Origin of the sequence: Nonomuraea polychroma (assembly GCF_004011505.1) — a bacterium.
Lineage (GTDB): Bacteria > Actinomycetota > Actinomycetes > Streptosporangiales > Streptosporangiaceae > Nonomuraea > Nonomuraea polychroma.
This window is the reverse complement of sequence record NZ_SAUN01000001.1, coordinates 10,216,008-10,240,653: the sequence shown is the minus strand read 5'-3', so window position 1 is coordinate 10,240,653 and position 24,646 is coordinate 10,216,008. Positions and strand designations below refer to the sequence as shown.

The following is a 24,646-nucleotide window of genomic DNA, read 5'->3' as shown; positions in this document are numbered from 1 at the left end:
TGTCCTATAGTTTGATTGTTGTCAAACCATAAGACCGAGGTAGGGTTTCTTCCATGCGCCTGCTGCCGCATCCCGCCACCGAGGACATCGAGCTCACCGAGGTCCTGCGGGCGCTTGCCGACCCGGTCCGGCTGGAGATCGTCGCCCGGCTGTCCGTGGCCGGCGAGTTGAACTGCACCGTCGCCGGCGACGACCTCGGGGTGCACAAGTCGACCGCCTCACACCACTACAGGACGCTTCGCGAGGCAGGCGTGGTGCTCACCAAGCAGGAAGGCAGGCTCAAGTTCATGAGCCTGCGCCGCGACGACCTGGAGACCCGTTTCCCCGGTCTGCTCGACTCGATCCTCGCCGCGACCACACCTCATGCCCGCCCCTGACCCGCTGCCCATCCACCACGTCCTGCCCGAGCTGCTCGCCGTGCTCGAGCGGCACGGCACCGCCGTCCTGACGGCCCCGCCCGGCACGGGCAAGACGACGGTGGCGCCGCTGGCGCTGGCCGAGGCGGGGATGCGGGTGCTGGTGGCCGAGCCCCGCCGGCTGGCGGTGCGCGCGGCGGCCCGGCGGATGGGCGTCAGCTACACGATCCGCGGCGAGCGCCACACCGGCGCGAACCCCATGGTCGAGGTGGTCACGACCGGCGTGCTGCTCCAGCGCCTCCAGCGGGACCAGGAGCTGGCCGGAGTGGACGTGGTCATGCTGGACGAGTGCCACGAGCGGCACCTGGACGCGGACACGGCGCTGGCGTTCCTGCTGGACGTGCGCGACACGCTCCGCCCCGACCTGCGTCTCATCGCGACCTCCGCCACCGCCGACGCCGGGCCGTGGTCCCGCCTGGTGAGTGGCCCCGTGGTGACGGCCACCGGGGCCGCCTACCCCGTCGAGACGGTATGGGCCCCGCCCCCGCGCCCGGTCGCCCCGCCCCACGGTCTGCGCGTGGACCCCGCGCTGCTGTCCCACGTGGCCTCCGTGGTCCGCCGCGCCCTGGCCGAAGGCGACGGCGACGTGCTGTGTTTCCTCCCGGGCGTGGGCGAGATCGCCAGGGTCGCGGCGGCGCTCTCCGATGTCCCGGAGATCCTGCAGGTGCACGGCCAGGCGCCGGCCCACGTCCAGGACGCCGTCCTGTCGGCGGGGCCGGCGCGCCGGGTGGTCCTGGCCACGTCCGTCGCCGAGTCGAGCTTGACCGTTCCCGGCGTCCGGGTGGTCGTGGATTCCGGGCTGGCGCGCGAGCCGCGTACGGACCATGCCCGGGGGCTGGGGTCGCTCACCACGGTCAGAGTCTCCAAGGCGGCCGCGGCCCAGCGGGCGGGCCGCGCGGGCCGGGAGGCCCCTGGGACGGTGTACCGGTGCTGGACCGCCGCCGATCACGAGCGCCTGGCCGACCATCCGCGTCCCGAGATCGTGCTCGCGGACCTGACCGGGTTCGCGTTGCAGGCGGCCTGCTGGGGTGACACCGATGCCTCCGGCCTGGCGCTCCTGGACCCGCCCCCACCGGCCGCGATGGCCGCCGCCACCCGCACCTTGGCGGAGCTCGGTGCTCTCGGGCCGGACTCCCGGGCGACGGACCGCGGGCGGCGGATGGCGCTCGCCGGCGTGCACCCACGCCTGGCCAGGGCGCTGCTGGATCTGGGCCCGCGTGCCGCCGACGTGGTGGCCCTGCTGTCCGAGCAGTTGCCGCGCGACGCGGGCGACGACCTCGTGGAGGTCTGGCGCACGGCCCGCCGCGGCGGATCCGGCTTCGCCGCACGCTGGCGCCAGGAGGCCCAGCGTCTCCGGAGAGCGGCCGGCCCGGCCGGTGCAGAAATCGAGCAGGACGTGCTGGCCGGGATGGCCGTGGCGCTGGCGTTCCCGGAGCGGGTGGCGCGGCGGCGGGGCGGCGGATATCTCATGGCGTCCGGCACGCGGGCCCAGATCCCCGAGGGCTCCCGGCTGCAGACCGCCGAGTGGCTGGCCATCGCGGTCGCCGACCGCCCGACGGGGTCGGCGTCGGCACGCATCAGGCAGGCGGTCGCGATCGACGAGGACATCGCCAGGCTGGCGCACCCCACCACGACGGAAGACGAGGTCGAGTGGCGGGTCCCGCCGGGCGAGCGGCGCGGCGACGTCTCCGCCCGCCGGGTCGAGCGTATGGGCGCCATCGAGCTGTCCTCGACCCCGCTCAAGGACGCCGACGTCCGCGAGGCCATCCTGTACGGCCTCCGCACCGAAGAAGTCCTGACCTGGACGAAACAGGCCAAAGACCTCAGGGACCGCCTGGCCTTCTGCCACCGCGCGATCGGCGCCCCGTGGCCCTCGATGGACGCGCTCATCGACCTGGCCGACCAGTGGCTGGAACCCGAGCTGTCGAGGGCCCGCCACCGCGCCGACCTGGAACGCCTCGACGTGGCCCAAGCGCTCAAACGCCTGATCCCATGGAGCGAACGCCTGGAGAAGGCCGCCCCCGAGCGCATCCACGTGCCCAGCGGCTCCCACGTCAAGATCGACTACTCGGGCGAGCAACCGGTGCTGGCGGTCAAGTTGCAGGAGCTGTTCGGCTGGCAGGAGACACCGGAGATCGCGGGCGTGCCGGTGCTGGTGCACCTGCTGTCCCCCGCGGGCCGGCCTGTGGCGGTCACCGCGGACCTGGCGTCGTTCTGGCGGGACGGCTACCGTTCCGTACGTGCCGAGCTCCGCGGCCGCTACCCCAAACACCCCTGGCCGGAGGATCCCCTGACCGCCGTCCCCACGCACCGGACCCGCCGATGACGATCATCGCGCTGGCCGCCCGCGACAACGCCGAGTGGTGCGACACCATGTGCCGCGCGCACGGCCTGTCAGGCACGTTCACCGAACGCGCCTGGACCAATCCCGCCAGGACCCCGCCCTTCTACCCCGACGCCGTCACCCTGTCCCCCGACGCCACGGCCGCCGACGTACTCGGCCGCATCGACGCGGCTCCGGGCGCCTCGGTCAAGGACAGCTTCGCCACCCTCGACCTGCCGGGTTTCGACGTGCTCTTCGAGGCCCAGTGGATCCACCACCCGGCCCCGGCGAGCACGCCGGCGACCACCGCGATCACCTGGGAGGTGGTCGGGGACGCGGCCACGTTGCGCGACTGGGAGCAGGCGAGCTTCGCGGGCGAGACGACGGGGCTCTTCCTGCCGGGGTTGCTCGACGGGGCGACGGTGCTGTGCGGCCGGCTCGGGGGCGACATCGTCTGCGGCGCCGTCCTCACCCCGCGCGAGCACGTCGTCGGCGTCTCCAACGTGTACGGCACCGACATGGGCTCGACCTGGGCAGGCACCATCACCATGGCGGCACGGCTCTTCCCCGGCCGCCCGCTGGTCGGCTACGAGATCGACACGGAAGACGCCGTGAAACACGGCTTCACCACGGCCGGCCCGCTCCGCGTCTGGCTGAAGCGCTAGATCAGATCCTCCAAGGTCGGGTTCTCCAGCAGGGGAAACGTCTCCGTGCCGACCCCCATGTCCTTGAAGCCGCTGGACGTGGCGATGCAGACGACCGGGCCGTCGAAGTCGCGCCGCAGCCGCCGGTATCCGGCCAGCCCGGCCGCCCCGGACAACTCCTGCCACATGCCTTGCCGCGCCAGGTCCCGCTGTGCCTGCCGCATCTCGTCGTCCGTCACCAGCACCGCCTCGCCGCCGCTGTCCCGCACGGCCAGCACGCCCCGGTGCCCGCCGACCGGTCCCGCGATGCCGTACGCGTCGCTGTGGCCCAATTCGACGACCGCGGCCGGCGCGCCGGTGGCGATCGCCCGGGCGTGCGGCCCGCCCGCCGCCGTCTCGCAGGAGAACATCCGGGGCGTGGCGTCGGCCAGCCCCAGCAGCCGCAGCTCCGTGAAGCCCTTCCACACGCCGTAGAGCAGCTCGGCGTAGCCGGTGGGCGCGAAGACCGCCGCGGGAACCCGGCCGAGCTGCAGGAACATCTCGTACGCGATCGTCTTGTAGCCTTCGGGCCCGAACGGGTGCCCGGTGTGAGTGACCGTTTGATTGCTGACCGGGTGGTATCCGAGCCGGTCCACGACCTCCCGCAACAACGGCCACCGGGCCTCGACGGGCACGGAGACGACGCGGGCCCCGTACGCGCGGGCGAACGCCTGCACGGCCGGCGGCGAACCGGCCGAGGTCAGCACGATCGCGCGTAGCCCGGCCCGTGCGGCGTAGGCGGCGGCCGAGGCCCCGTGGTTGCCGGAGGAGGCCACGACCACGCCTGGCGCGCCTGCGGCAACGGCGGCGCTGACCGTGACCCGGTTGAGCCGGTCCTTGTGCGACCAGGTCGGATTCCGCGACTCGTCCTTGAGATAGATCCCGTCGAACTCGACCAGCGGCGTCCCGCCCTCCCCCAACGTGGGGACGTGCAGCGGCGGCAGCAGCGGCGACCAGCGCGCGATGTCGGTCCCGGGCTCCTGGTCGAACAGGCGCCTGTCCACCCGCGCGTAGTCGTACACGACCTCCAGCGGATAGGCGATCTCGTCGGTGCTCGTCTTCGGGCAGCCCCGCGTCAGCGGCGGGAACAGCGGGAACTCGATCGATGGAGCTCCGAGGGAACGTTGGCCGGTGGCGAGCGATGTGCTGTTCACGTGTTGTCACCCTACTCTCGCCACCAGGTGCGAAAAGCTGCACACTCTAGTCATGTTGTGGGCAGGCAGGACCGCCATCGAGATCGCGACGGCCGTCCGGCACGGCGATGTCTCGGCCACGACGGTCGTCGAGGAGCACCTTCACGTCATCTCCGAGCGGGACCCCGAGGTGGGAGCGTTCCGGCTGGTCAGGGAGCAGGCCGTGGAGGAGGCGCAGGCTGTGCAGAAACGTCCCGACCTGGCGGAGTTGCCGCTGGCGGGCGTTCCCGTGGCGGTGAAGGACAACCTGGAGGTGGCGGGCGAGGCCACCCGCGGCGGCTCCGCCGCCACCGCGGACGTGCCCGCGGCGGCGGACCACCCGGCGGTCGCCCGGCTGCGTGCGGCGGGCGCGGTGGTCGTCGGTCTGACCAACCTCCCCGAGCTGGGGCTCGTGGCGTTCGGCGACAGCGCGTACGGCATCGTGCGCAACCCCTGGGACCGGACGCGCACGCCCGGCGGCTCGTCCTCGGGGAGCGCCGCGGCCGTGGCGGCGGGCATGGTGCCACTCGCGCTGGGCAACGACGGCATGGGCTCGCTGCGCATCCCGGGGGCGGCCTGCGGCGTGCTGGCCATCAAGCCGGGCGCCGACGTGGTGCCCCCGCCGTCCAACGACTGGAACCGCCTGACGGAGAACGGCCCGCTGGCCACGACGGCGTCCGACCTGGCGCTGGCGCTGTCCGTGCTGGCCGCCGACCCGTCGCTGGCCGAGGCGTGGCGCGGTGGGCGGCGGGTGGATCCGCGCCCGCCCATGTTGCGCTCGGTCTGGGCGGACGACGACGAGGTGTGGGAGCCGCAGCCGCCGCCGGACAGCCCGGAGCCGTTCGACCTGCGGGTGGCGTACGCGCCGCAGCCGCTGCCGATCGGCCTGCCCATGGACAAGGAGTACCGGGCGGCGGTGCGCGCGGCGGCGGAGACGTTGCGGGTGGCCGGGCACACGGTGGTCGAGCATGGCCACCGGCTGCCTGCCTGGCTGGGTCCCGCGGCGATCGCCACCTGGCTCAGCCAGGCCGCCGCATCGGTGGCCGACATGGACAGGCACACCGTGGAGCGGCGCACCCGGGCGCTGGCCCGCGCGGGGAGGGTGCTGGCCAGGCTGAAGCTGGACGGCGTACGCGGGCGCGAGCGTTGGAGCGCCTACGGGGCCGATCAGTGGTTCGGCGACGCCGACGTGCTGGTCACGCCCGCGCTGGGCACCGTCCCGCCCAAGGCGGACCGCTGGGGGGATCGCGGGCTCCTCCGCAACGTGCTGGCGAACGTGCGGTTCGCCCCCGCCACAGGCGCGTGGAACATGTGCGGCTGGCCCGCGATCACCGTGCCCATCGCCACGCACTCCAGCGGCCTGCCGATCGGCGTGCAGCTCATCGCGCCGCCCGGCGGCGAGCCGCACCTGCTCGGCCTGACCGCCCAGCTCCAGTCCGCTCATCCGCCGGTGCGGCCGCGTGGCTATCACTGAGGCCTAGAGCCTGGCTCAGATCCCCACCGGGTGCCAGACGGTCTTGGTCTCCAGGAACCGTGTCATCCGCCGGATCCCCGGGTCGGCCGTCCAGTCCTCCTGGGCGGGGCGCAGGACCCGCTTGAGGTTCTCCGCCGCCGCCTGCTCGCAGCGCAGCGCCAGGTCGGCGTCCGTCACCCCGGTCAGGTCGAGCCCGTTGACGTCCATGTGGGACGCCAGCCAGGGCGCGAGCTCGGCCTGCCGCCCGGTGAGGACGTTGACGACGCCGCCGGGCAGGTCGGAGGTGGCCAGCACCTCGGCCAGGGTGATCGAGGCCAGCGGCGACGGCTCGGAGGCCACGACCACACAGGTGTTGCCGGTGACGATCACCGGCGCGACCACCGACACCAGTCCGAGCAGCGGATCGGCGGGCGCGACGATCGCGACCACCCCGGTCGGCTCGGGTGAGGACAGGTTGAAGTAGGGACCGGCGACCGGGTTGGCCGCCCCGTGCACCGAGGCGATCTTGTCGGACCACCCCGCGTACCAGACCAGCCGGTCCACCGCCGCGTCCACCGCCTCCAGGGCCGCCCGCTTGCCGCCGCCGAGCTCCTCGGCGAACTGGGCGCGCCGCCCCTCCAGCATCTCGGCGACCCGGTAGAGGATCTGCCCCCGGTTGTACGGGGTCGCCCCCGACCAGCCGGGGAACGCCTTGCGCGCGGCCACGACGGCGTCGCGGGCGTCCTTGCGCGAGGCCTGCGAGGCGTTGGCGAGGAATTCGCCCTTGGGCGAGGTCACGGGGTAGGACCTCCCACTCTCAGAGCGCGGGAACGCCCCGCCGATGTACAGCTTGTAGGTCTTTCTGACGGTCAGCCGGCTCATCGGCCCTCCTGCGAGGTCTGGACGGGAACGAAGACCTGGCCGCACCGGCTCACGCCGCAGCGGTGGGCGTACCAGCCGGTGCGCACCGGACGGCCGGCCCGTGCGAAAGCGTGGCCTCGGGTCGCCTGCGCACGCCGTTTCCTGCGCCCGAAGCGGCGATGCTCACACGTCAAGACAGGCCTCCAAGCCGAGCAGCCGATGCTCTCACATCGAGGTAGGCCTCCAACCCGAGCAACCCGCCCTCGCGGCCGTACCCGGACTCCTTGTAACCGCCGAAGGGAGAGGCGGGGTCGAACTTGTTGAACGTGTTGGCCCAGACCACACCGGCCCGGAGCTTGTCGGCCATCCACAGGATGCGCGAGCCCTTCTCGGTCCAGATGCCCGCGGACAGCCCGTAGGGGGTGTTGTTGGCCTTCTCGACGGCCTCGGCCGGGGTGCGGAAGGTCAGCACGGAGAGCACCGGGCCGAAGATCTCGTCCCTGGCGATCGTGTGCGACTGCGCGACCCCGGTGAAGATCGTCGGCGGGAACCAGAAGCCGCGCTCGGGCAGCTCGCACGCCGGCGACCAGCGAAGCGCCCCCTCCGACTCGCCGATCTCGGACAGCTCCCGGATCTTGGCCAGCTGGTCGGCGGAGTTGATCGCGCCGACGTCGGTGTTCTTGTCCAGCGGGTCGCCGACCCGCAGCGTGGCGAGCCTGCGCTTGAGCGAGGCCAGGAGCTCGTCCTGGATCGACTCCTGCACCAGCAGCCGGGAGCCCGCGCAGCACACGTGCCCCTGGTTGAAGAAGATGCCGTTGACGATGCCCTCGACGGCCTGGTCGATGGCGGCGTCCTCGAACACGATGTTCGCCGCCTTGCCGCCCAGCTCCAGCGTCAGCTTCTTGTCGGTGCCCGCCACGGTGCGCGCGATGATCCGGCCGACCTCGGTGGAGCCGGTGAAGGCCACCTTGTTGACGTCGGGGTGCGCGACCACGGCCGCGCCGGTCTCGCCCGCGCCGGTCACGATGTTGACCACGCCCGGCGGCAGGTCGGCCTGCCGGCAGATGTCGGCGAACCACAACGCGGTCAGCGGCGTGGTCTCGGCCGGCTTGAGCACGACCGTGTTACCGCAGGCCAGCGCGGGCGCGATCTTCCAGGCCAGCATGAGCAGGGGGAAGTTCCACGGGATGACCTGCCCGGCCACGCCCAGCGGCTTGGTCCCGAACCCGGCGTATTCCAGCTTGTCGGCCCAGCCGGCGTAGTAGAAGAAGTGCGCCGCCACCAGCGGCAGGTCCACGTCGCGGGACTCGCGGATCGGCTTGCCGTTGTCCAGCGACTCCAGCACGGCCAGCTCGCGGGCCCGCTCCTGGATGATGCGCGCGATGCGGAACAGGTATTTCGCCCGCTCGGCGCCGGGCAGCGCGCTCCAGACGCCGAACGCCTTGCGTGCGGCCTGCACGGCCCGGTCCACGTCGTCGGACGTGGCGGTGGAGATCTCGGCCAGCGACTCCTCGGTCGCCGGGTTGATCGTCTTGAACGTGGGACCCGAGCCGTCGACGAATTCGCCGTTGATGAACAGCCCGTACGACGGTTTGATGTCGACGACGTCGGTGGACTCGGGGGCGGGTGCGTACTCGAAGATCGCCATCGGCTAGTCCAGGGTGAAGTAGTCGGGGCCGGCGTAACGGCCGGTGGCCAGCTTCTGACGCTGCATCAGCAGGTCGTTGAGCAGCGAGGAGGCGCCGAGCCTGAACCATTCGGGCGTCAGCCAGTCGTCCCCCGCGGTCTCGTTGACCAGCACCAGGTTTTTGATCGCGTCCTTGGTCGTGCGGATGCCGCCGGCCGGCTTGACGCCCACCTGCCGTCCCGTCGCGTCACGGAAGTCCCGCACGGCCTCCAACATGATCAGCGTCACCGGCAGCGTCGCGGCCGGGGAGACCTTGCCGGTCGAGGTCTTGATGAAGTCGGCGCCCGCCAGCATCGCCAGCCAGGAGGCCCGCCGCACATTGTCGTAGGTCGCCAGCTCGCCGGTCTCCAGGATCACCTTCAGGTGCGCCTCACCACACGCGGCCTTGACCGCGACGATCTCCTCGAAGACCTTCATGTAGTCGCCGGACAGGAACGCGCCGCGGTCGATCACCATGTCGACCTCGTCGGCGCCCGCCGCGACGGCCAGTGCCGTGTCGGTCACCTTGACCTCCAGCGAGGAGCGCCCACTGGGGAACGCGGTCGCCACGGAGGCCACCTTCACCCCCGACCCGCGCACGGCCTCGGCGGCCACGGCGACCAGGTCGGGATAAACGCAGACGGCCGCCACCTTGGGGGCGTCGCCGCCGGGGCGCACGGCCTTCGTGCACATCGCGCGCACCTTGCCTGCGGTGTCCGCGCCTTCGAGGGTGGTCAGGTCGACCATGGAAATGGCGAGGTCGATGGCCTTGGCCTTGGCGGTGGTCTTGATCGATCGGGTGCCGAGCATGGCCGCCCGCTGGTCCGCGCCGACCCGGTCGACGCCGGGCAGGCCGTGCAGGAATGCCCGTAGCGTCGCGCCGGACGCGGCGACGTCCGCGAGCGAAGTCGTCAGAGTTGACACCAACACAGCATCGCCGACCAGGGCCTCCTCCTCCAAACCGGACCCCCTTAGGCCGCCGTGCGCGGGGGTCCTAGGTATGCCGACCTCGACTGACGCCCAGAGATAAGGCATCCGCCCAATGTGGCGTACCTGGCCTTAGGCGCACTCTTAAAGGTGTCAGCACGAACAAGGAGATATGAGTGATGAATCCCGAAATCGAGTACGAGCTCATGAAGAACCACGCGAGCGAGCTGCGCAAGGCCGCGGCCGAGCACCGGCGGGTACGCGACGCGGAGCGGGCCAACAAGTCCGAGCGCCGCTCGCTCTTCGGCAAGCGCCGTTCCTCATGAGCACCCCACGAGAGCCCGGCCACAACCTCCCTCGTGGCCGGGCCTCCATGCCCCCGTAGAGCCCCCTAAATTCGTCGAAAGCAATCAGTGAGGCATGACATGCTGGATGACATGCGGGGACGTTCTGTCAGTCCCGTCTTCGTCGGGCGGGAGCAGGAGCTGGAGGCTCTCGCCGAAAGCTTCGACGAGGCCAGAAAAGGCAAAGTGACAGCGGTCCTGCTAGGGGGCGAGGCCGGCGTCGGCAAGACCCGGCTCGTGCAGCGCTTCACCGAACGTTGCGCCGCCGACGGCGCGCACGTGCTGTTCGGCGGTTGCGTGGAGCTGTCCACCGAGGGCCTGGCCTACGCGCCGTTCACGGCGGCGCTGCGGCAACTCGTCAGGGAACAGGGCCCGGCCACCGTCGCCGGGTTACTCCCTGAAGGCGCCCAGCGCGACCTCGCCCGCCTGTTGCCCGAGTTCGGCGAGCCCATCGGCGACGGCGAGACCGACACCGGCCGCGCGCGGCTCTTCGAGCAGTTTCTCACGCTGCTGGAACGCCTGGCCGACAGCCGCCCCACGATCCTCGTCATCGAGGACATCCACTGGGCCGATCGGTCCAGCCGCGACCTCATCGCCTTCCTCAGCCGCAACCTGCACATCCCGCAGGTGCTGATGGTCATGACCTACCGCTCCGACGACCTGCACCGCCAGCATCCGCTCAGGCCCGTGCTGGCCGAGCTCGGCCGGGTGCACGGCGTCCACCGGCTCGACCTGCCCCGCCTGTCGCGCGACGAGGTCGCCCAGCAGATGACCGGGATCCTCGGCAAGGTCCCCGAATACGGCAGCGTCCGGAACGTCTACGAACGCAGCGAAGGCATCCCGCTGTTCGTCGAGGCCCTGCTGGAGTGCGGCGTGGACTGCTCGTTCCCCGATTCCATGCAGGACCTCATCCTCGGCTCCGTCGAGCGCCTGCCCGAGGAGACCCAGCGCGTGCTGCGCATCGCCGCGGCCGGCGGCATCCGGGTCGGCCACGCGCTGCTGGCCGCCGTGAGCGGCCTGTCCGACGTCGAGCTGGAGAGCGCGCTGCGCCCGGCCATCGCGGGCAACGTCCTGCAGGTCGCCGACAGCCGCGCGTACGTCTTCAGGCACTCCCTGATCCGCGAGGCCGTCCACGACGAGCTGCTGCCGGGCGAGCACCAGCGCCTGCACGCCAGGTTCGCCGAGGAGATCTCCAAGGACCGCACGCTCGTCCCGCCCGGACGCGCCCCCGTCGAGCTGGCACACCATTGGTACGGCGCCCGCAACGACCTCTGGGCGCTGATCTCGGCGTGGGAGGCGGCGCGCAAGTCGTTCAAGGCGTTCGCCTACACCGAGGCCGTGCCGCTGCTCGAACGCGTGCTCATGCTCTGGGACCGGGTGCCCGACGCGGCCGAGCGCATCGGCGCCGACCACACCGCCGTGCTGGAACGGGCCGCTGAGGCCGCGAACGCCGGCGGCGAGGTCGACAAGGGCATGAAGTTCGTCAAGGCCGCCCTGTCCCAGCTGGACGAGACCCGCGAGCCAGGTCGTGTGGCGCAGCTGATCGTGCGGCGGGCCGGGTTCAAGATGAACAAAGGCCAGATGGGGGTCATCGAAGACCTCAGGCACGCGCTGCGGCTCGTCCCTGAGGACAGCCTCGACCGGGCCGAGGTCCTCACCACGCTGAGCCGCCACCTCATGCTGCGCGGCGAGATCGCCGAGGCGAGCGAGGTCGTCGCCGAAGGCCTGCGTCTGGCCAGGGAGCACGGCGACCGGTGCCTCGAGGCCGACCTGCTGATGAACCTGGCGCTCGGCCACTCGCTCAACGGCGAGCTCGAGTCCACCATCGCGGTCAACGAGCAGGCGCTGGAGATCGGCCACGAGGAGCGCTCCGGCCGCATCATCACGCGGGCGATCGGCAACAACATCGACGCGCTGATCGACCTGGGCCGGGAGGAAGAGGCCATCCGCCTGTCCGAACAGGGCTGGAAGATCGCCAAGGAATACGGCAGGCTCCGCGGCAGCGGCCTGTTCGTCATGAACAACTGGGCCGAGGCGCTGGAGTCGATCGGCCGCTGGGACGAGTCCATCGAGCTCGTCGACGCCGCGCTCAGCCATGGCCCCCACCTGCGCACCCGATACGCCCTGCTGCGGGTGCGCGCCGACATCGCCCTGGCCAGGGGCGAGATGCAACTGGTCGAGAGCCTGCTGTCCGAGATCGGCGTGCTCAAGGACCGCGCCGAGGACTTCGTCCAGGACATCACCAGCAACGCGCGACTGCACATCGGCTGGCACCTGCTGCGGGGCGAGCCCGACGCCGCGCTGACCGTGGCCGAACGGGTGCTCGCCCTCCCCAGGCAGTCGTCCAAGGCCATGCTGGGCTGGCGCCTGCTCGCCCTGCTCCGCATCGTCTGCGACGGCGCCGAGGGCACCGAGCCCGACCGTGCCGCGGCGGTCCGCGCACACGCCGCCGAGGTGGCCGCCGAGCTGTCGGTGATCGGTCCTGTCGTGGAGGCGTACCGGCTGTCGTACATCGGCGACTTCGACGGGGCGGCCGCAGGCTGGGAGCGGCTCAAGCGCCCGCACAACCAGGCCAAGGCCCTGTTCCGGGCCGCCGCGGCCGCCGCGCGGGCCGGCGACCGTGAGGGCGCGGCCGCGCGGCTGAAGCCGGCGCTGCCGCTGGCGCAGGCGCTGCGGGCCACCCCGCTGGTCGAGGAGATCGAGACGCTGTTGCGGCGGGTGGGCGGCACGCAGCAGGGCCAGGAGTCGTCGGAGTTGTTGACGCCGCGCGAGCTGGAGGTCCTGCGGCTGGTCACCCAGGGCAGAACCAACCGGGACATCGCCGCCGAGTTGTTCATCTCCGCCAAGACGGTCAGCGTGCATGTGTCGAACATCCTGGCCAAGCTCGGCGTCACGACCCGCGGCGAGGCGGCCGCCGCCGCCCACCGCCTGTCCCTGATCTCGTAACTTCTCAGGGCAGCACGGAACTTCTCAGGGCAGCACGGAGCGCACGGCGGCCTCGGTCCGGCCGACCACGGCAGACCCGTCGTCGGCCGTGATGATCGGGCGCTGGATGAGGATCGGGTGCTCGGCGAGCGCGGCGATCCAGCGCTCGCGAGCGGGCTCGTCGCGAGGCCATGTGTCCATGCCGAGCTCCTTGGCCACCTGCTCGCCTGTCCTGGTGATGTCCCACGGCTCCAGGCCCAGCCGCCCCAGGACCTCTCGGAGCTCATCCTCGGTCGGCGGATCCTCCAGGTAACGGCGCACGGTGTACTGGGCGGACTCGGCGTCCAGGACCGACAGTGCCGACCGGCACTTGGAGCAGCGGGGATTGATCCAGATTTCCATGTCTCCGATCATCTCCTCCCACGAGCGTTCGCGCCCGTGCCGAAGCCGAGGACCTCGGCGAAGCGGGGAACGAACATCGGCCACGATAAGAGCATGGCTCCCGGACGAGCCTCCGGCGTCTACAGGATCGCCTCGCCCAGCAGCACCACGCCGAAGAGGGCGAAGGCGGCGGCGGCACCGTACCGGATGACCTTCTCGGGGAGGTGCTTGCCGAGCAGGCGGCCGACGAGGATGGCCAGGGCGTCGGCCGCGACCATGCCGACGGTCGAGCCGATCCAGGTGCCGACCCAGCCGTACTGCGTCGCCAACGCGATCGTGGCCAGCATCGTCTTGTCGCCCAGCTCGCTCAGGAAGAACGCCACGGTGACCGCGATCAGGGCGTTCCTGGTGGTGCGCTGGGCCTTGCGCGACTCCTCCTCGGTCAGCTCGTCACCGCGCAACGTCCACACGGCGAACCCGAGGAAGGCCAGCCCGGCCACCACCGAGATCGCGGTCGTCGGCAGCGCGTCCCCGATGAGGCCGCCTACGGCCACACTCACCAGATGCACGACGGTGGTGGCGATCGTGATGCCCAGGAGCACGGGCCAGGTCTTGAAACGGGTCGCGAACGTCATCGCCATGAGCTGGCTCTTGTCACCGAGCTCGGCCACGAAGATGACGGCGAGGCTGATCCAGAACGCTTCCAACGGTCCTCTTCCGCGCAACCGGACCGCAAGCAGGCACCCGGGGAGTTTTCGGGCACGACTTCGGCCCGGCAGCGTCTTGATCCATACGACTGCCAGGCCGAAGGTCTCGTCCGCCCGTCAAGGCCCGCGTGACCGGGCGCGCGTACGCGCCAGTATGTCGATCACACGATTGGGACTACTCCCCCTCGGCAATTCCGACTCACCATAACAGCCCAGAACGGATGCCTATTCCCGAAGGGTCCGGTCGCGTCGGGTTACTCGCCCAGGGCGCAGCCGACGAGCACCGGCTCGTTGACGAGCGTGACCCCGAACTTCTCCCGCACTCCGTCCCGCACCTCACGCGCCAGCGCGAGCAGGTCGGCGGTGGTGGCGGCGCACGTCGGGTTGGTCAGGGCGAGGGTGTGCTTGGTGGAGATGCGTACGGGCCCGCGCTCGTATCCCTTCGGAAAGCCCGCCTGCTCGATCAGCCACGCGGCCGGCACCTTGAGCGACCCGTCGGGCATCTCCCACCGCGGATGGTCGGGCGCCCGCGTCGCCAGCTCCGCCGCCTCTTCGGCGGTCAGGATCGGGTTGGTGAAGAACGAGCCGACGCTGCGCGTGTCAGGATCGTCCGGATCGAGCACCATGCCCTTGCCGCGCCGCAAGCCCAGGACGGCCTCACGAGCCTGCGCCAGCGGCACCCGGCCGCCGAGCTCGACCTGCAGCCGCCCGGCCAGCTCCTGGTACGCCACAGGTCCGGACATTTCAGAAATATCCAGCGCGTACGTCACCGCCAGCACCACATACCGCGCCAGATCGCGCTTGAAGGCACTGCCCCGGTAGGAGAACCCGCACTGCCGCGCCTCCAGATCCACCACCTGCCGCGTGCGGCGATCGTAAGCACGCACGCACCGGACGGTCTGGGAGACCTCCTGCCCGTACGCGCCGACGTTCTGGATCGGCGTGGAGCCCACTTGCCCGGGGATGCCGGACATGCATTCGATGCCCGACCAGCCCTCCGCCACCGCGCGGGCCACGAACGGATCCCAGTCCTCGCCCGCTTCGACCGTGACCAGCACCTCATCGCCGTCACGGGTAGCGGACACACCGCGGGTCGCGACCTTGATGACGAGCCCGTCGAATCCCGCGTCGGACACGACGACGTTGCTGCCCCCGCCCAGCACCAGCGTGGGCATCGCGGTCCTGTCGGCCTCGGCTATCAGGGACACGAGCTGCTCCGCCGTGGTCGCTTCGGCGAATTCGCGGGCGGGACCGCCCAGGCGCAGCGTCGTGTACGGCGCGAGCATTTCCATGGGCACCTAGCTTAGGAGGCGCTCAGCATGCGCAGCACCCCGTCATAGTTGCGCTGCGACTCCCGCTCCCGGTAGTCGGCCGGAACGTCATGCGTGCCGAGCCGCTCCACCGGCAGCGTCCCCTGCGGCACGACCAGCTCGCCACGCAGCCCGAGCGACAGCTCCAGGTCCGCGTTGCGGCCGTAGTTGGCGTCCTCGGGCAGCGCGCCGAGGGCGGCCGATCGGCGTACCGCCATGAGGTCGCCGGTCAGCGCCGGCACCCTGCCCGGGCCGGCCTCACGCCCGTCGGCAGGGTCCACGCCCCGCCACCCGGCGGCCACCGCCCCTTCCGCGACGGCCGCGACCAGCGGCGTCAGCGCGTCGCCGCGGAGCACGATCGACGTCTCCATCAGCACGTGGACGTCCGACTCGTCCAACCGCAGCAGTTTGGCCCGGCTCTCGCCCCAGGTCGCCGTGCCTCCGCGCCAGTGCGGCCGCTCGGCCACGCGCCAGACGGCGACGCGGTCCGGGTACCGGTCGGCCAGGTCGTCCAGCACGTCACCGGCGCCGTCGAGGTTGCCCAGGTCGAGCGCCAGCACCGACACGTCGGTGTGGTCGATCACCGACTGGACGCAGGCACGCACGTCAGCGGGCCAGCCGTCGACGAGCAGGGCCACGGCTGCCGTGACGTCCTTGATCTCCAACCGCTGCCGCTCGGCGTTGACGCCCAGGTTGTCGAGACGGTTCGTGGCCAGGGTGCCGTCCCAGGCGCGCTGGGCGTGCAGCATGCCGTCGCCCGCGTCGCCGTGCTGGCCGGGGTCACCAGAGAAGCCCAGCTCGGCGGCGGGGTTGGCACGGGCGTGCGTACCGGAGCCCGCGGAGCCGGCGCTCGGCTTGGCCCCGGCCGTCCCCACACCGGTCGCGGTGCCGCCGCCCGTGGTGTCCCGTCCGGTTCCCGAGCTGCCCGCCACCTGCTCCAACCGGGCGGGACGGAGCCGCCCGGGCGGTTTGGCGTCGGTCACGGCGGAGACGGGGATCGACCGGACCGTGGGCCATACCTGTCGCGCAGCTTCAGTCATAGGCACACGGGTACCCGAGAGCCGCCCGACATATCATCACCCATCACGACGGCGGGCCCGACCTGTCATCAGGTGTCACGCCCGGGACCTCAGCCTCACGACAGCAGGGCCCTCGACCTCGCGTCAGGACAGTTGGACCACCGCACGAGCTTTGGACAGCACCTTGGCCTCGCCCGACCTGGCCGTCAGAGCGATGACCACCCGCTTGTCCTCGAGCTTCTCCTCCACGACCCCGCTCACCGAGATCGTCGCCCCTTGGTCGTCGTCGGGCACGACCACCATCGACGAGAACCGCACCCCGAAGTCCACCACCGCGCCGGGATCCCCCACCCAGTCGGTGACGAACCGCCCGGCCTGCGCCATCGTGTACATCCCGTGCGCGATCACGTCAGGCAGCCCGACCATCTTGGCGAACCGCTCGTTCCAGTGGATCTGGTTGAAGTCCCCGGAGGCTCCCGCGTACATCACCAGGTTGAGCCTGCGCACGTTGTAGTCCACGGCCGGGAGCTCCTGCCCGACCTCGACCTCGTCGTAGTTCACCTTGGCGCCCATCAGCCGGCCCCTCCGCGCTCGACGATCGTGTTGTAGGTGACGCAGACCGGCTCCCCCTCGACGGTCGTCACCTCGCTGCGCACCGTCAGCAGCTCGTTGCGCCCGGCGGTCCGGATGTCGGTGATCGTGGCGGTGCTGACCAGCTGATCGCCGGCGTAGACGGGGCGTGCGTACTCGAAACGCTGCTCGCCGTGGACGACCATGGCGAAGTTGAGGCCGAGATCGGGATCCGCCAGCGCCTCACCGCCGCTCTGGAGGCTGAACACGATGGGGAACGTCGGCGGCGCGATCACGTCGGGGTATCCGGCGGCCTGGGCGGCCTCTGTGTCGCGGTAGATCGGGTTGGCGTCGCCGATCGCGGCCGCGAACTCCCTGATCTTCACCCGGCTGACCTCGTAGGGGGCGCTGGGCGGATAGGTCCTGCCCACGAAGTCACGGTTCAAGGCCATCACTGCTCCCTCGCGCAATGTCCGCTGCTGAGGCCGACGTTAACAGAACAAGGTTCGGCTGTCGTCAGTGATGACCGCGTTTTTGCGCCGCCGCGCTTGGTTCTTCCGGCCGCCGTTTCTTCCGGCCCCGCCGTGCTCCCCCGCCGTCCTCGGTGTCGCCGTGCTTCCCCCGCGGCTCTCCCGGCCCCGCCATCCTCGGCCTCGCCGTGCTTCCCCGCGGCTCTCCCGGCCCCGCCGTACTCCCGGCCCCGCCGTACTCCGGTTTCACACCCGGTCTTTACGCGTTGCCGTAGCCGGCCAACCGCCGTCGCCGGCGAGCGTCAGTCCAGGGAAACGCCCTCTGACCGGTCAGTGGCGCGCCGCCGTTACGGCGCGCACGCTTGACCATCCGCGTGGTGAGGCGGGCACCCGGGGCACAGACACGACAAACCGGCGCCCACGCCAGGACGCCGGTCGCGCGATATGAAGGAGGGAAGAAGTCGCCCTGGAGAGCTATCGAGTCTCGCGGTGCGCGCGGTGCGTGCGGCAGTTGGGGCAGTACTTCTTCAGCTCAAGCCGATCCGGGTCGTTACGCCGGTTCTTCCGCGTGATGTAGTTGCGGTGCTTGCACTCCTGGCAGGCCAGCGTGATCTTCGGCCTAACGTCGGTGGCAGCCACTTGGGAGTGCCTTTCTACGTTCGGGACATGGACACGCCCATGCCCAGGTGGTCGACCTGGGTTTGGGCAGTAGCGGAGGCCGGACTTGAACCGGCGACACAACGATTATGAGCCGTTTGCTCTGCCTGACTGAGCTACTCCGCCTTTGAGCCGGTATGGACCCGGCCTGTAGAGGATACCCGACGCAGGGAGCAGTTTCGTAACTCACCTGATCGAGCGGGGTGCCTCCCAGCAGTATGCCTCAGCACCCCCGAGAACCGAAATCAAGATACTACCTGCCGCCCATAGTCGGGCGCCCCCTCAACTGGCGGACACGTGTGTCAGACCCGGACACCTGCCTTGCGCCACACCTTCAGCAACCTGCGGGCCGAGCCACCGATGGGGCCGACGGCCTCGTACAGCACGTCGCGTGAGACCGGCTTGGCTTGCGCCACGGCGGTCACCGCGTCGTCCGGACCGGTGATCGTGTGGGAGCACACACTCAGCAGGTAGCCGGGGATCCGCAGGCGCGGATCCGTGCAGCCCACCAGCGGTACGCCCACGGCGGCCACGACCGGGAAGACCGTGCCCGGGATGCCGATGGCGGCCTCGGCCCGCGCCGACGCCTGGACCGACGGGACGGAGCTGATCTCGTACCGCTCCCACAACGAGCGGTCCTCGCGCGGGTGCAGGCCCACCAGGATGTGCTTGCCCGCCGCCGCGAGCCGCTCGGCGGCGGCCAGGAGCAGCTCGGTGCCCGGGGCCGAGCCGCCGGTCTGGCTGGACTTGGTGACGCTGGTGAGGACCAGGACGGTGCCGGGTTCGGGGGTGTGCCGGGGCAGATCGTCGGTCTGCGGCGTGCCGACGACCGTGATGGGGCTGCGCGTGCCCAGGTAGTCGTCGAACACCTTCGCCTCGGCCGGAGAGGACGCGGTGATCGCCCTGAGCCGCGAGCGGAACTCCGCCGCGCGGGGCGCCTCGACGGGCAGCTGGTACGCGAGCGAGCTGGCGATCATCGGCAGCTCGGGCAGCTGAGCGGCGCAGTCCGCGGGCCAGTCTCCCGCGCCCGTCACCACGAGCAGGTCGGCCGGCGGAATGCGGTCCGGGGTCGCCACCGGGACCGGATCACCCGGCTTGATCCCGGACAGGTCGGGCACCAACTGCACGACCTCCCAGCCTCGGCGACGTGCCTCGGGTAGCAGTGGGGCCACGTGGTAGGTGCCCCATGGCTCGTTCGTGGCGATCAGGACACGGGGCGCTCTCGCGCTCGACCGGTCCGCCGCATGGGCGGCACCACCCAGAGCAGCGAGGCCCGCCGCGGAGAGGGTGCCGCCGAGCAGGGAACGGCGGGTAACAAGCGATCTGTCATCGAACTTCACGAGATCAGAACCTATGGGGCCGTTGCTACTTGGTCATGAACGGTGGGCGTCGCCCTGACGAATGAGCACACGCGACTCCAGGGCAATCAGCGCGGCAGGCAACGCGGGGAGCGCCTGGGCCGCTAATCCATGCACCGGCCGATAAATAGCGGAAATCGGACGGCAAGTGGCATCCGCTGCCAAGTCGTGAAATATCAAGAAACTTGAAGATTTCTTGACTCGCCACACTGCGTAACCAACCGAACACGCGGAATAAATGTTGAGGAATCGCCAAAACCGAACGAGCCCAGGGCCCTTGGGGATCTTTAGCTATGTGGACTCCAAATGCAGCGGCCCTTGGCCGACAGCCGGAGCAGGGGGCCTACCTATGTTTCGAACTCGTGCAGGCAATCAAGACTGAGCCCGACGGAGCAGGCCCGGCGCACGGAAAGGAAATATAACATGGCTGACCAAGAAGATCGGCATGACGAGAGCCAGCTGGGGAAGGAAGATTACAATCTCCTTTTGGAAGCGGTTCGCCTCGTTCCGGGACTCGAGACTGCGGCACAGTTCACCAAGCTTGCGATGCGGAAACTCACGTTCCCCCTGAACTCTCCTGAAGATTTGCGCCCGCTGTTCGATGGCGCAGAAGGAACAATCACCGGCACCAAGCAAGAGATTCCCGTATCGCACCTGTACAAGCACCTTCCCGCCCAAATGTTCCCGATCACCAGCTCCACGGATCTGATCGGCGTCGCGCTCAAACCTCGCCTTCCCATGGAGCCAGGTGAGAAGGGTGGCGGCACGGCGGGCAAGTCCGCCGAATCCACCGAGCCCGTCGCACTCAAGACGCACGCCAAGCCCGACGACGAGCCACTCGAGCAGCCGCACGCCACGGCCGAAGCCGCGGAGCGCGTCACCGCGCCGGCCGACTCGGATCCCACACCGGTCCAGCCGTCGGCCGCGGAGGACGACGAGCACGCGCACGCCGGTGCCGACCACAACGGTGACCAGGTCATGCACGCCGGCGCCCATGGCACTCCCAACGGCAGCGGCGAGCACAACCGCGCCAAGATGGCCGTCGAGGACGCCGAGCCGATCACGGCCGACGAGGCACCCCGGCCGGCTTCCGAGGAGGAGGACGACATGGCATCTCAGCCGGCTCTCGAGGATGAGGTGATGGCCTCGAACGGCCACGGGCCTTCGGCGTCCGAGCAGGAGACATCTTCCGCTCCGGAGCAGCAAGCACCTTCCGCGAACGACGACGACGTGGCCGAGCCGGTTCGGGCGCCGTATCAAGCGCGCCACAGCTCAGCTCCGCGGCCATACTTCGGCGCCGCTCCCCGGCAGCAAGCGCCAGACAACGGTCTCGACACCGCATCGCTGCTCGGGAACAGTCGCGACATACCCAGTTATGGCTGGCGCCGACTTCTCTACATATCGACAGGGGGTTTGTTCAAGCCGGGTGAGTCTCACGAGACGCGTCGCCGCCGTGACCTGATCGCCCGCGCCCGTACGCCGATTTCGACGGCCCACCACCGGGTCGCCGTGCTCAGCCTCAAGGGCGGTGTGGGAAAGACCACGACCACGGCCTGCCTCGGCGCCACCCTCGCCGAGGTCCGCGGTGACCGGGTCATCGCCATCGACGCCAACCCCGACCGTGGGACCCTCTCGGACAAGATCGAGCTCGAGACGACCGCCACAGTGCGCGACGTGCTCAACGAGCGTGACATGATCCAGCGCTACGTCGACATCCGCGCCTTCACCTCACAGGCCCCATCCCGCCTGGAGGTCCTCGCGTCCGATCGCGATCCGTCGGTGTCCGAGGCATTCACCGCAGCCGACTACCAGGCGGTGTCCGCCATCCTCGAGAACTTCTACTCGATCTGCATCACCGACTGCGGTACCGGTCTGCTCCACTCGGCCATGTCCGGTGTCCTCAACCTGGCCGACCAGCTCGTCGTGGTCACCTCTCCGGCCGTGGACTGCGCCCGCGCCACCTCCGCGACGCTGGACTGGCTGGTCACCCATCACCACGAAGACCTGGTCCGCGCGGCCACGGTGGTGCTGTGCAGTGTCCGTCCCAAGTCCCCGGTGGACCTCGACCATCTCGAGGCCCACTTCGCGGCCCACTGCCGCTCCGTGGTCCGCGTACCCTACGACCCCCACCTGGAAGAGGGCGCGGAGGTCGACCTCGCAAGGCTGCATCCCCGAACCCGGGACGCGTTTCTCCACCTGGCCGCCTCCGTGGGTGACGGCTTCGGCGGTTCGCAGCCCTGAATGCGGTACGGCCCACAATGTCGAACGCCCGGCTCCAATACCTGGAGTCGGGCGTTCGGCCTGTTCATGCTACGAGCCTCAAGGTGCCCCACATCGACGAGGAACCGAGGCACGCGGCGGTCGTGAGGAAGGCTCGAAAGCCTGCACCAAGCCAGGCGCCCTTGCGGGCACTCCAGGTCCGAAAGGGAGAAGGAAGCCCTCGAATGGCCTCAAGACGCCCCCACCGCATCAGGCAAGGATCAGTTCGTGGAGCGTCCCAGGCGTGTACACCCGCGCGTCCGGCGTTCCAGCAGGGTGGCAGAGCACTTGAAGCCGACGCTCAGCAGGGCGGCGTCGAGCTGGCGGGCGGCCGCCTCTCCCCAACCGGCGGGCGCCACGTCGGCGATGGGAACTCGTAGCCGCCGGACGATGACGAGGCTTTCCAGAGTGTCCGCTGAGGCACCATATAGCCGACATCCGCCCGCATTCCGCGGATTTTCCGCCCGCGGTCTCCGCAATCGGGCGGCCCGGCGGCGGGCGGCCGGTTGGGGAGGGGCGGCACGGGAGTCCGGCCGGCCGAAAGTGTCGGCAGGCCCGGTTACTGTCCCGCGCTATGGATCACTGGGGCGAGATCAAGAAGCTGATCGAGACGAGGCACGCCGACCGGCTGGCGGAGGTGCTCAAAGCACTGGACGACCAGGCCCGCAAGGAGGTCGCGGCCCGATTACCAGAGCTGCTGAAGGAGCTGCGCGCGCGGTTCGATCGGTGGGACGACGGCCTGGTCCACTACGGGATCGTGCTGCGGGTGGCGGGCGCCGCCACGTTCGGCGGCGCCGCGGCCGTGGTGTCCTGGCTCTATCGGCGCGACTTCGCCCCCCAGTGGGACGGCCCCGACGGCGACGTGGATCTCATCCTGGCGGTCATCGCCGATCGCCCCGCCGCCTGGCGCGCCGACCTGGCCGAACGGCTGGTGCTGCGGATGCGCGTCGCCGACGACCGCGGCATGCCGCTGACGTTGGCCCTGCTCCGCGAGACCGGCATCGAGCCACCGCCGCACGACCCGCTGGTGGCCGGCTGGGTGAGTCAGTGGCCGACGCGTCTCGGCGACGACCCGCTGCTCGACCACCTGGTGCCGCGGCTGTTCGAGGCCCAGGGCGTGGGCCGGATGTTGCAGTGGGAGCGGGATCCGCACGAGGGCTGGCTGGGCGCGCTGCTGAAGCTGGCCGGAGCGGGCCGCCTCAAGCGCGAGGCGCTGATCGATGGGTGCGTACGCCGATTCCTGCTCGGCGGCACGGCCATCGACCTGCGCTTCTTCGTACGCCTGCACGAGGCGCTCAACCCCTCTCCCACCGAGGCGGCTCCGCACGTCCGCGACTACCTGCGTCTGCTGCCCGCCTCCCCCGGACCCGTCGCCGAGCTGGCCATGAAGCACCTGCGCGGCCGCGACGATCTCGCCATCGACGATCTCGCCGAGGCGTGGGAGTCACTGCTGTTCCGCTCTGAGCGCAAGCTGGTGCGCGCCGGGTTGTCGTGGCTCAACGGTTCCGTGCGGCGTGCGCCCGCGTTGGCCGACGTGATCGCCGCACCGTTGGCCCGCGCGTTCGCCGCCGACTCCGCCGAGCTTCAGGACAAGGCCGTCGAGCTGGCCCTCGCCCACGCCGGCGGCATGAGCGAGGATGGGCGCGCCGCCGTCCGCGAGGCGATCGAGCTGCTCCCGCCCCACCTCGGCCATCAGGCCGCCGCGGTCTTCGGGGGCGGCGACGTGGCCGAGGCCGAGCCGGCATTCGTGCCGCCGGCGCTGTCCGCCGCGCCGGAGCGCGCCCGCGGCGTCGCGTCCCCGATCGCGTCCGTGGAGGAGCTCCGCCGGATGATCACGAGCGGGGCAGGTTCGTGGCAGGCGTGGGAACGCCTGCTCGCCGGTTTCGTCACGCACACCGGCCGCGACCGGGCAGGTGTGGCGGCGGCGTTGGACGCCCGGCTGTTCGGCGATCTCTTCTGGCAGTACCGCCTGGAGAACTGGAGTCGGCCCGGCCAGTGGCTCCAGCGCGCCGCTCAGTCTCTGGGACTCAACGCGCCGGCTCGGCGCGCCTGGCAGAGCTTCATGCCGAAAGCCGGGCTGGCGATGCCACACCGGCTCCTGCTGCACCGCGCGGCCGAGATCCTGCGGGCCGTCGAGGAGGACACCCTTCCGCCGCTGCTGCTTGCCACGCCTACGCACAGCACCGGGCACGTGGCGGCGGCCGAGCTGGTCCGGCGGCTGGAGGTCATCGAAGCGGCCGGGGCCAAGCCGTTGGCCGCCGACTTCCAGCAGGCGCTGCTGCGCCTGCCGCGAACCCCTGATCCCGAGGCGGCCGAGCGAGCGGCGCGCCTGACGTCCGCCGCGGGCAAGATCCTCGCCGGCTGGACCTGTCCGGAGGTCGAGATCCGGCTGGAGTGGACGTGCGGGAACGGCGGCGACGACCACGACTGGCACGACCGGGACCACCACCACGACGTGCGCCTGGTGCCGACGGCGACCGCCGCGCCCACCGGGCTGCCGCTGGTCGATCTGATGCTCAGCGTCCCCCAGAGCTCGGCCGACGCCGAGCACCGCGAATGGTGGCCCTCGATGCTGCCCTCGCACCGCGAGGTCGCCGCCGCGCACCTCATGCCTCACGTGCTCAGGCGCTACTGGGGCGATCCTCCCGTCGGCCCGGAGGAGGCCCGTGAGCTCGCCCGGGCCGAAGGACCGGCGGGAGCGGCGTTCGCGGCTGTGCTCGCGCGTGTCCTGGGCGACCCGCAGATGCCGGCGTCGGTCGACGTCCTGCTGGAAGTGGCCGCGCGGGACGAACTGCCCGCGGCCGAGATCGGCCACCAGATCGGGCTCCTCGTGGCCAGTGGCGAGGTCAGGATGACCGACATGGTCGCCCCCCTCGACTCCGCGGCCCGGCGTGGTGCCCACGCACACGTGTGGCGGATCGTCGCCGCCGCGCTGCCCGCGTTGTTGCCCGCGCCGGGCGGGCGTCCACGTAACGGCCTGGCCGCGTTCGTCACGCTCGCCGTCACGACCGCATGGTGGTCAGGCGCGCGCGGCGAGATTCCCGAGGTACGCGCCATGGCCGCCCGCAAGGGCAACAGCGGCCTGCTCCGTGAGATCCGCCGCCTGCACGACCAGCTGACCAGCGGCACCGGCCAGGAAGGATGA

Annotated in this window: 21 protein-coding genes and 1 tRNA gene; 8 read left to right on the top strand and 14 right to left on the bottom strand. The window is 70.8% G+C overall.

Annotated features, from left to right (window positions below; genetic code table 11):
• Window positions 1–53: 53 nt before the first annotated feature.
• From EDD27_RS47585 to EDD27_RS47575, 3 genes are read left to right on the top strand one after another with little or no spacing between them, the layout of a single operon-like run.
• Window positions 54–377 (top strand): ArsR/SmtB family transcription factor, encoded by a 324-nt coding sequence (locus EDD27_RS47585; RefSeq protein ID WP_127939290.1) that lies wholly within the window; start codon window positions 54–56, stop codon window positions 375–377.
• Entirely contained in the window at window positions 364–2,742 is a 2,379-nt protein-coding gene (gene hrpB, locus EDD27_RS47580) for an ATP-dependent helicase HrpB (protein ID WP_127939288.1), read from the top strand. Before EDD27_RS47585 ends, hrpB begins: the two co-directional genes overlap by 14 nt.
• Window positions 2,739–3,404, top strand: coding sequence for a hypothetical protein (locus EDD27_RS47575; RefSeq protein ID WP_127939286.1), 666 nt, complete (start codon window positions 2,739–2,741; stop codon window positions 3,402–3,404). Before hrpB ends, EDD27_RS47575 begins: the two co-directional genes overlap by 4 nt.
• Here the strand turns inward: EDD27_RS47575 and EDD27_RS47570 are convergent.
• The gene (locus EDD27_RS47570; RefSeq protein ID WP_127939284.1) at window positions 3,401–4,576 is read right to left on the bottom strand and encodes a threonine synthase; all 1,176 of its coding nucleotides are present in this window, start codon (window positions 4,574–4,576) and stop codon (window positions 3,401–3,403) included. The two genes, EDD27_RS47575 and EDD27_RS47570, sit on opposite strands and share 4 nt — an antisense overlap.
• Window positions 4,577–4,628: 52 nt before the next feature.
• Here EDD27_RS47570 and EDD27_RS47565 point away from each other — a divergent pair, with 52 nt between their 5' ends.
• Window positions 4,629–6,068, top strand: coding sequence for an amidase (locus tag EDD27_RS47565; protein WP_127939282.1), 1,440 nt, complete (start codon window positions 4,629–4,631; stop codon window positions 6,066–6,068).
• 15 nt (window positions 6,069–6,083) lie between these two features.
• Here the strand turns inward: EDD27_RS47565 and EDD27_RS47560 are convergent, their stop codons facing one another.
• The 3 genes from EDD27_RS47560 to deoC form a co-directional block, all read right to left on the bottom strand.
• On the bottom strand, window positions 6,084–6,929 hold the full coding sequence (locus EDD27_RS47560; RefSeq protein WP_127939280.1) for an aldehyde dehydrogenase family protein: 846 nt from the start codon (window positions 6,927–6,929) through the stop codon (window positions 6,084–6,086).
• Between the two features lie 169 nt (window positions 6,930–7,098).
• Window positions 7,099–8,556, bottom strand: a complete 1,458-nt coding sequence (locus tag EDD27_RS47555) for an aldehyde dehydrogenase family protein (protein ID WP_127939278.1) — start codon at window positions 8,554–8,556, stop codon at window positions 7,099–7,101.
• Between the two features lie 3 nt (window positions 8,557–8,559).
• Window positions 8,560–9,489 (bottom strand): deoxyribose-phosphate aldolase, encoded by a 930-nt coding sequence (deoC, locus tag EDD27_RS47550; RefSeq protein ID WP_127941432.1) that lies wholly within the window; start codon window positions 9,487–9,489, stop codon window positions 8,560–8,562.
• Window positions 9,490–9,680: 191 nt separating this feature from the next.
• Here deoC and EDD27_RS55115 point away from each other — a divergent pair, with 191 nt between their 5' ends.
• Window positions 9,681–9,827, top strand: coding sequence for a hypothetical protein (locus EDD27_RS55115; protein ID WP_164904120.1), 147 nt, complete (start codon window positions 9,681–9,683; stop codon window positions 9,825–9,827).
• A gap of 111 nt (window positions 9,828–9,938) precedes the next feature.
• Window positions 9,939–12,791, top strand: a complete 2,853-nt coding sequence (locus tag EDD27_RS58180) for a helix-turn-helix transcriptional regulator (protein ID WP_277750813.1) — start codon at window positions 9,939–9,941, stop codon at window positions 12,789–12,791.
• A 24-nt stretch (window positions 12,792–12,815) separates the two neighbouring features.
• Here the strand turns inward: EDD27_RS58180 and EDD27_RS47540 are convergent, their stop codons facing one another.
• From EDD27_RS47540 to EDD27_RS47500, 9 genes are all read right to left on the bottom strand, one after another.
• Window positions 12,816–13,172: an arsenate reductase family protein gene (locus EDD27_RS47540; protein ID WP_127939274.1), complete on the bottom strand. Its 357-nt coding sequence runs from the start codon at window positions 13,170–13,172 to the stop codon at window positions 12,816–12,818.
• A 119-nt stretch (window positions 13,173–13,291) separates the two neighbouring features.
• Window positions 13,292–13,858 carry a TMEM165/GDT1 family protein gene (locus EDD27_RS47535; protein ID WP_127939272.1) on the bottom strand — a complete coding sequence of 189 codons (567 nt, stop codon included), beginning with the start codon at window positions 13,856–13,858 and terminating at the stop codon, window positions 13,292–13,294.
• 254 nt (window positions 13,859–14,112) lie between these two features.
• A complete protein-coding gene (locus EDD27_RS47530) occupies window positions 14,113–15,150 on the bottom strand; it encodes a UDP-N-acetylmuramate dehydrogenase (protein WP_127939270.1) in 1,038 nt (345 codons plus the stop codon).
• An 11-nt stretch (window positions 15,151–15,161) separates the two neighbouring features.
• Window positions 15,162–16,151: a hypothetical protein gene (locus EDD27_RS47525; RefSeq protein WP_164904119.1), complete on the bottom strand. Its 990-nt coding sequence runs from the start codon at window positions 16,149–16,151 to the stop codon at window positions 15,162–15,164.
• A 180-nt stretch (window positions 16,152–16,331) separates the two neighbouring features.
• Window positions 16,332–16,760: a MaoC family dehydratase gene (locus tag EDD27_RS47520; protein WP_127939266.1), complete on the bottom strand. Its 429-nt coding sequence runs from the start codon at window positions 16,758–16,760 to the stop codon at window positions 16,332–16,334.
• Window positions 16,760–17,209 (bottom strand): MaoC family dehydratase N-terminal domain-containing protein, encoded by a 450-nt coding sequence (locus tag EDD27_RS47515; protein WP_127939264.1) that lies wholly within the window; start codon window positions 17,207–17,209, stop codon window positions 16,760–16,762. The genes EDD27_RS47520 and EDD27_RS47515 overlap by 1 nt, the downstream gene beginning before the upstream one ends.
• A gap of 492 nt (window positions 17,210–17,701) precedes the next feature.
• A complete protein-coding gene (gene rpmG / locus EDD27_RS47510) occupies window positions 17,702–17,866 on the bottom strand; it encodes a 50S ribosomal protein L33 (protein WP_101786011.1) in 165 nt (54 codons plus the stop codon).
• A 70-nt stretch (window positions 17,867–17,936) separates the two neighbouring features.
• Window positions 17,937–18,010: transfer RNA gene (locus EDD27_RS47505), tRNA-Met, on the bottom strand.
• Between the two features lie 176 nt (window positions 18,011–18,186).
• A complete protein-coding gene (locus EDD27_RS47500; protein WP_127939262.1) occupies window positions 18,187–19,224 on the bottom strand; it encodes a hypothetical protein in 1,038 nt (345 codons plus the stop codon).
• Window positions 19,225–19,560: 336 nt separating this feature from the next.
• On the opposite strand from EDD27_RS47500, the gene EDD27_RS47495 reads away from it, so the two are divergent.
• Window positions 19,561–21,483, top strand: a complete 1,923-nt coding sequence (locus tag EDD27_RS47495; RefSeq protein ID WP_241564633.1) for a nucleotide-binding protein — start codon at window positions 19,561–19,563, stop codon at window positions 21,481–21,483.
• Between the two features lie 239 nt (window positions 21,484–21,722).
• On the opposite strand, the gene EDD27_RS55110 is transcribed toward EDD27_RS47495, so the two are convergent.
• Window positions 21,723–21,860 carry a hypothetical protein gene (locus EDD27_RS55110; RefSeq protein WP_164903391.1) on the bottom strand — a complete coding sequence of 46 codons (138 nt, stop codon included), beginning with the start codon at window positions 21,858–21,860 and terminating at the stop codon, window positions 21,723–21,725.
• Between the two features lie 215 nt (window positions 21,861–22,075).
• Between EDD27_RS55110 and EDD27_RS55105 the strand changes: the two genes are divergently transcribed.
• A complete protein-coding gene (locus EDD27_RS55105; protein ID WP_164904118.1) occupies window positions 22,076–24,646 on the top strand; it encodes a DUF7824 domain-containing protein in 2,571 nt (856 codons plus the stop codon).

Bases quoted from the DNA above. Each gene is read 5' to 3' on its own strand.
- EDD27_RS47585 (WP_127939290.1), top strand. From the start codon at position 54: ATGCGCCTGCTGCCGCATCCCGCCACCGAGGACATCGAGCTCACCGAG.
- hrpB (WP_127939288.1), top strand. From the start codon at position 364: ATGCCCGCCCCTGACCCGCTGCCCATCCACCACGTCCTGCCCGAGCTG.
- EDD27_RS47575 (WP_127939286.1), top strand. From the start codon at position 2,739: ATGACGATCATCGCGCTGGCCGCCCGCGACAACGCCGAGTGGTGCGAC.
- EDD27_RS47565 (WP_127939282.1), top strand. From the start codon at position 4,629: ATGTTGTGGGCAGGCAGGACCGCCATCGAGATCGCGACGGCCGTCCGG.
- EDD27_RS47560 (WP_127939280.1), bottom strand. From the start codon at position 6,929: ATGAGCCGGCTGACCGTCAGAAAGACCTACAAGCTGTACATCGGCGGG.
- EDD27_RS47555 (WP_127939278.1), bottom strand. From the start codon at position 8,556: ATGGCGATCTTCGAGTACGCACCCGCCCCCGAGTCCACCGACGTCGTC.
- EDD27_RS55115 (WP_164904120.1), top strand. From the start codon at position 9,681: ATGAATCCCGAAATCGAGTACGAGCTCATGAAGAACCACGCGAGCGAG.
- EDD27_RS58180 (WP_277750813.1), top strand. From the start codon at position 9,939: ATGCGGGGACGTTCTGTCAGTCCCGTCTTCGTCGGGCGGGAGCAGGAG.
- EDD27_RS47540 (WP_127939274.1), bottom strand. From the start codon at position 13,172: ATGGAAATCTGGATCAATCCCCGCTGCTCCAAGTGCCGGTCGGCACTG.
- EDD27_RS47530 (WP_127939270.1), bottom strand. From the start codon at position 15,150: ATGGAAATGCTCGCGCCGTACACGACGCTGCGCCTGGGCGGTCCCGCC.
- EDD27_RS47520 (WP_127939266.1), bottom strand. From the start codon at position 16,760: ATGGGCGCCAAGGTGAACTACGACGAGGTCGAGGTCGGGCAGGAGCTC.
- EDD27_RS47515 (WP_127939264.1), bottom strand. From the start codon at position 17,209: ATGGCCTTGAACCGTGACTTCGTGGGCAGGACCTATCCGCCCAGCGCC.
- EDD27_RS55105 (WP_164904118.1), top strand. From the start codon at position 22,076: ATGGATCACTGGGGCGAGATCAAGAAGCTGATCGAGACGAGGCACGCC.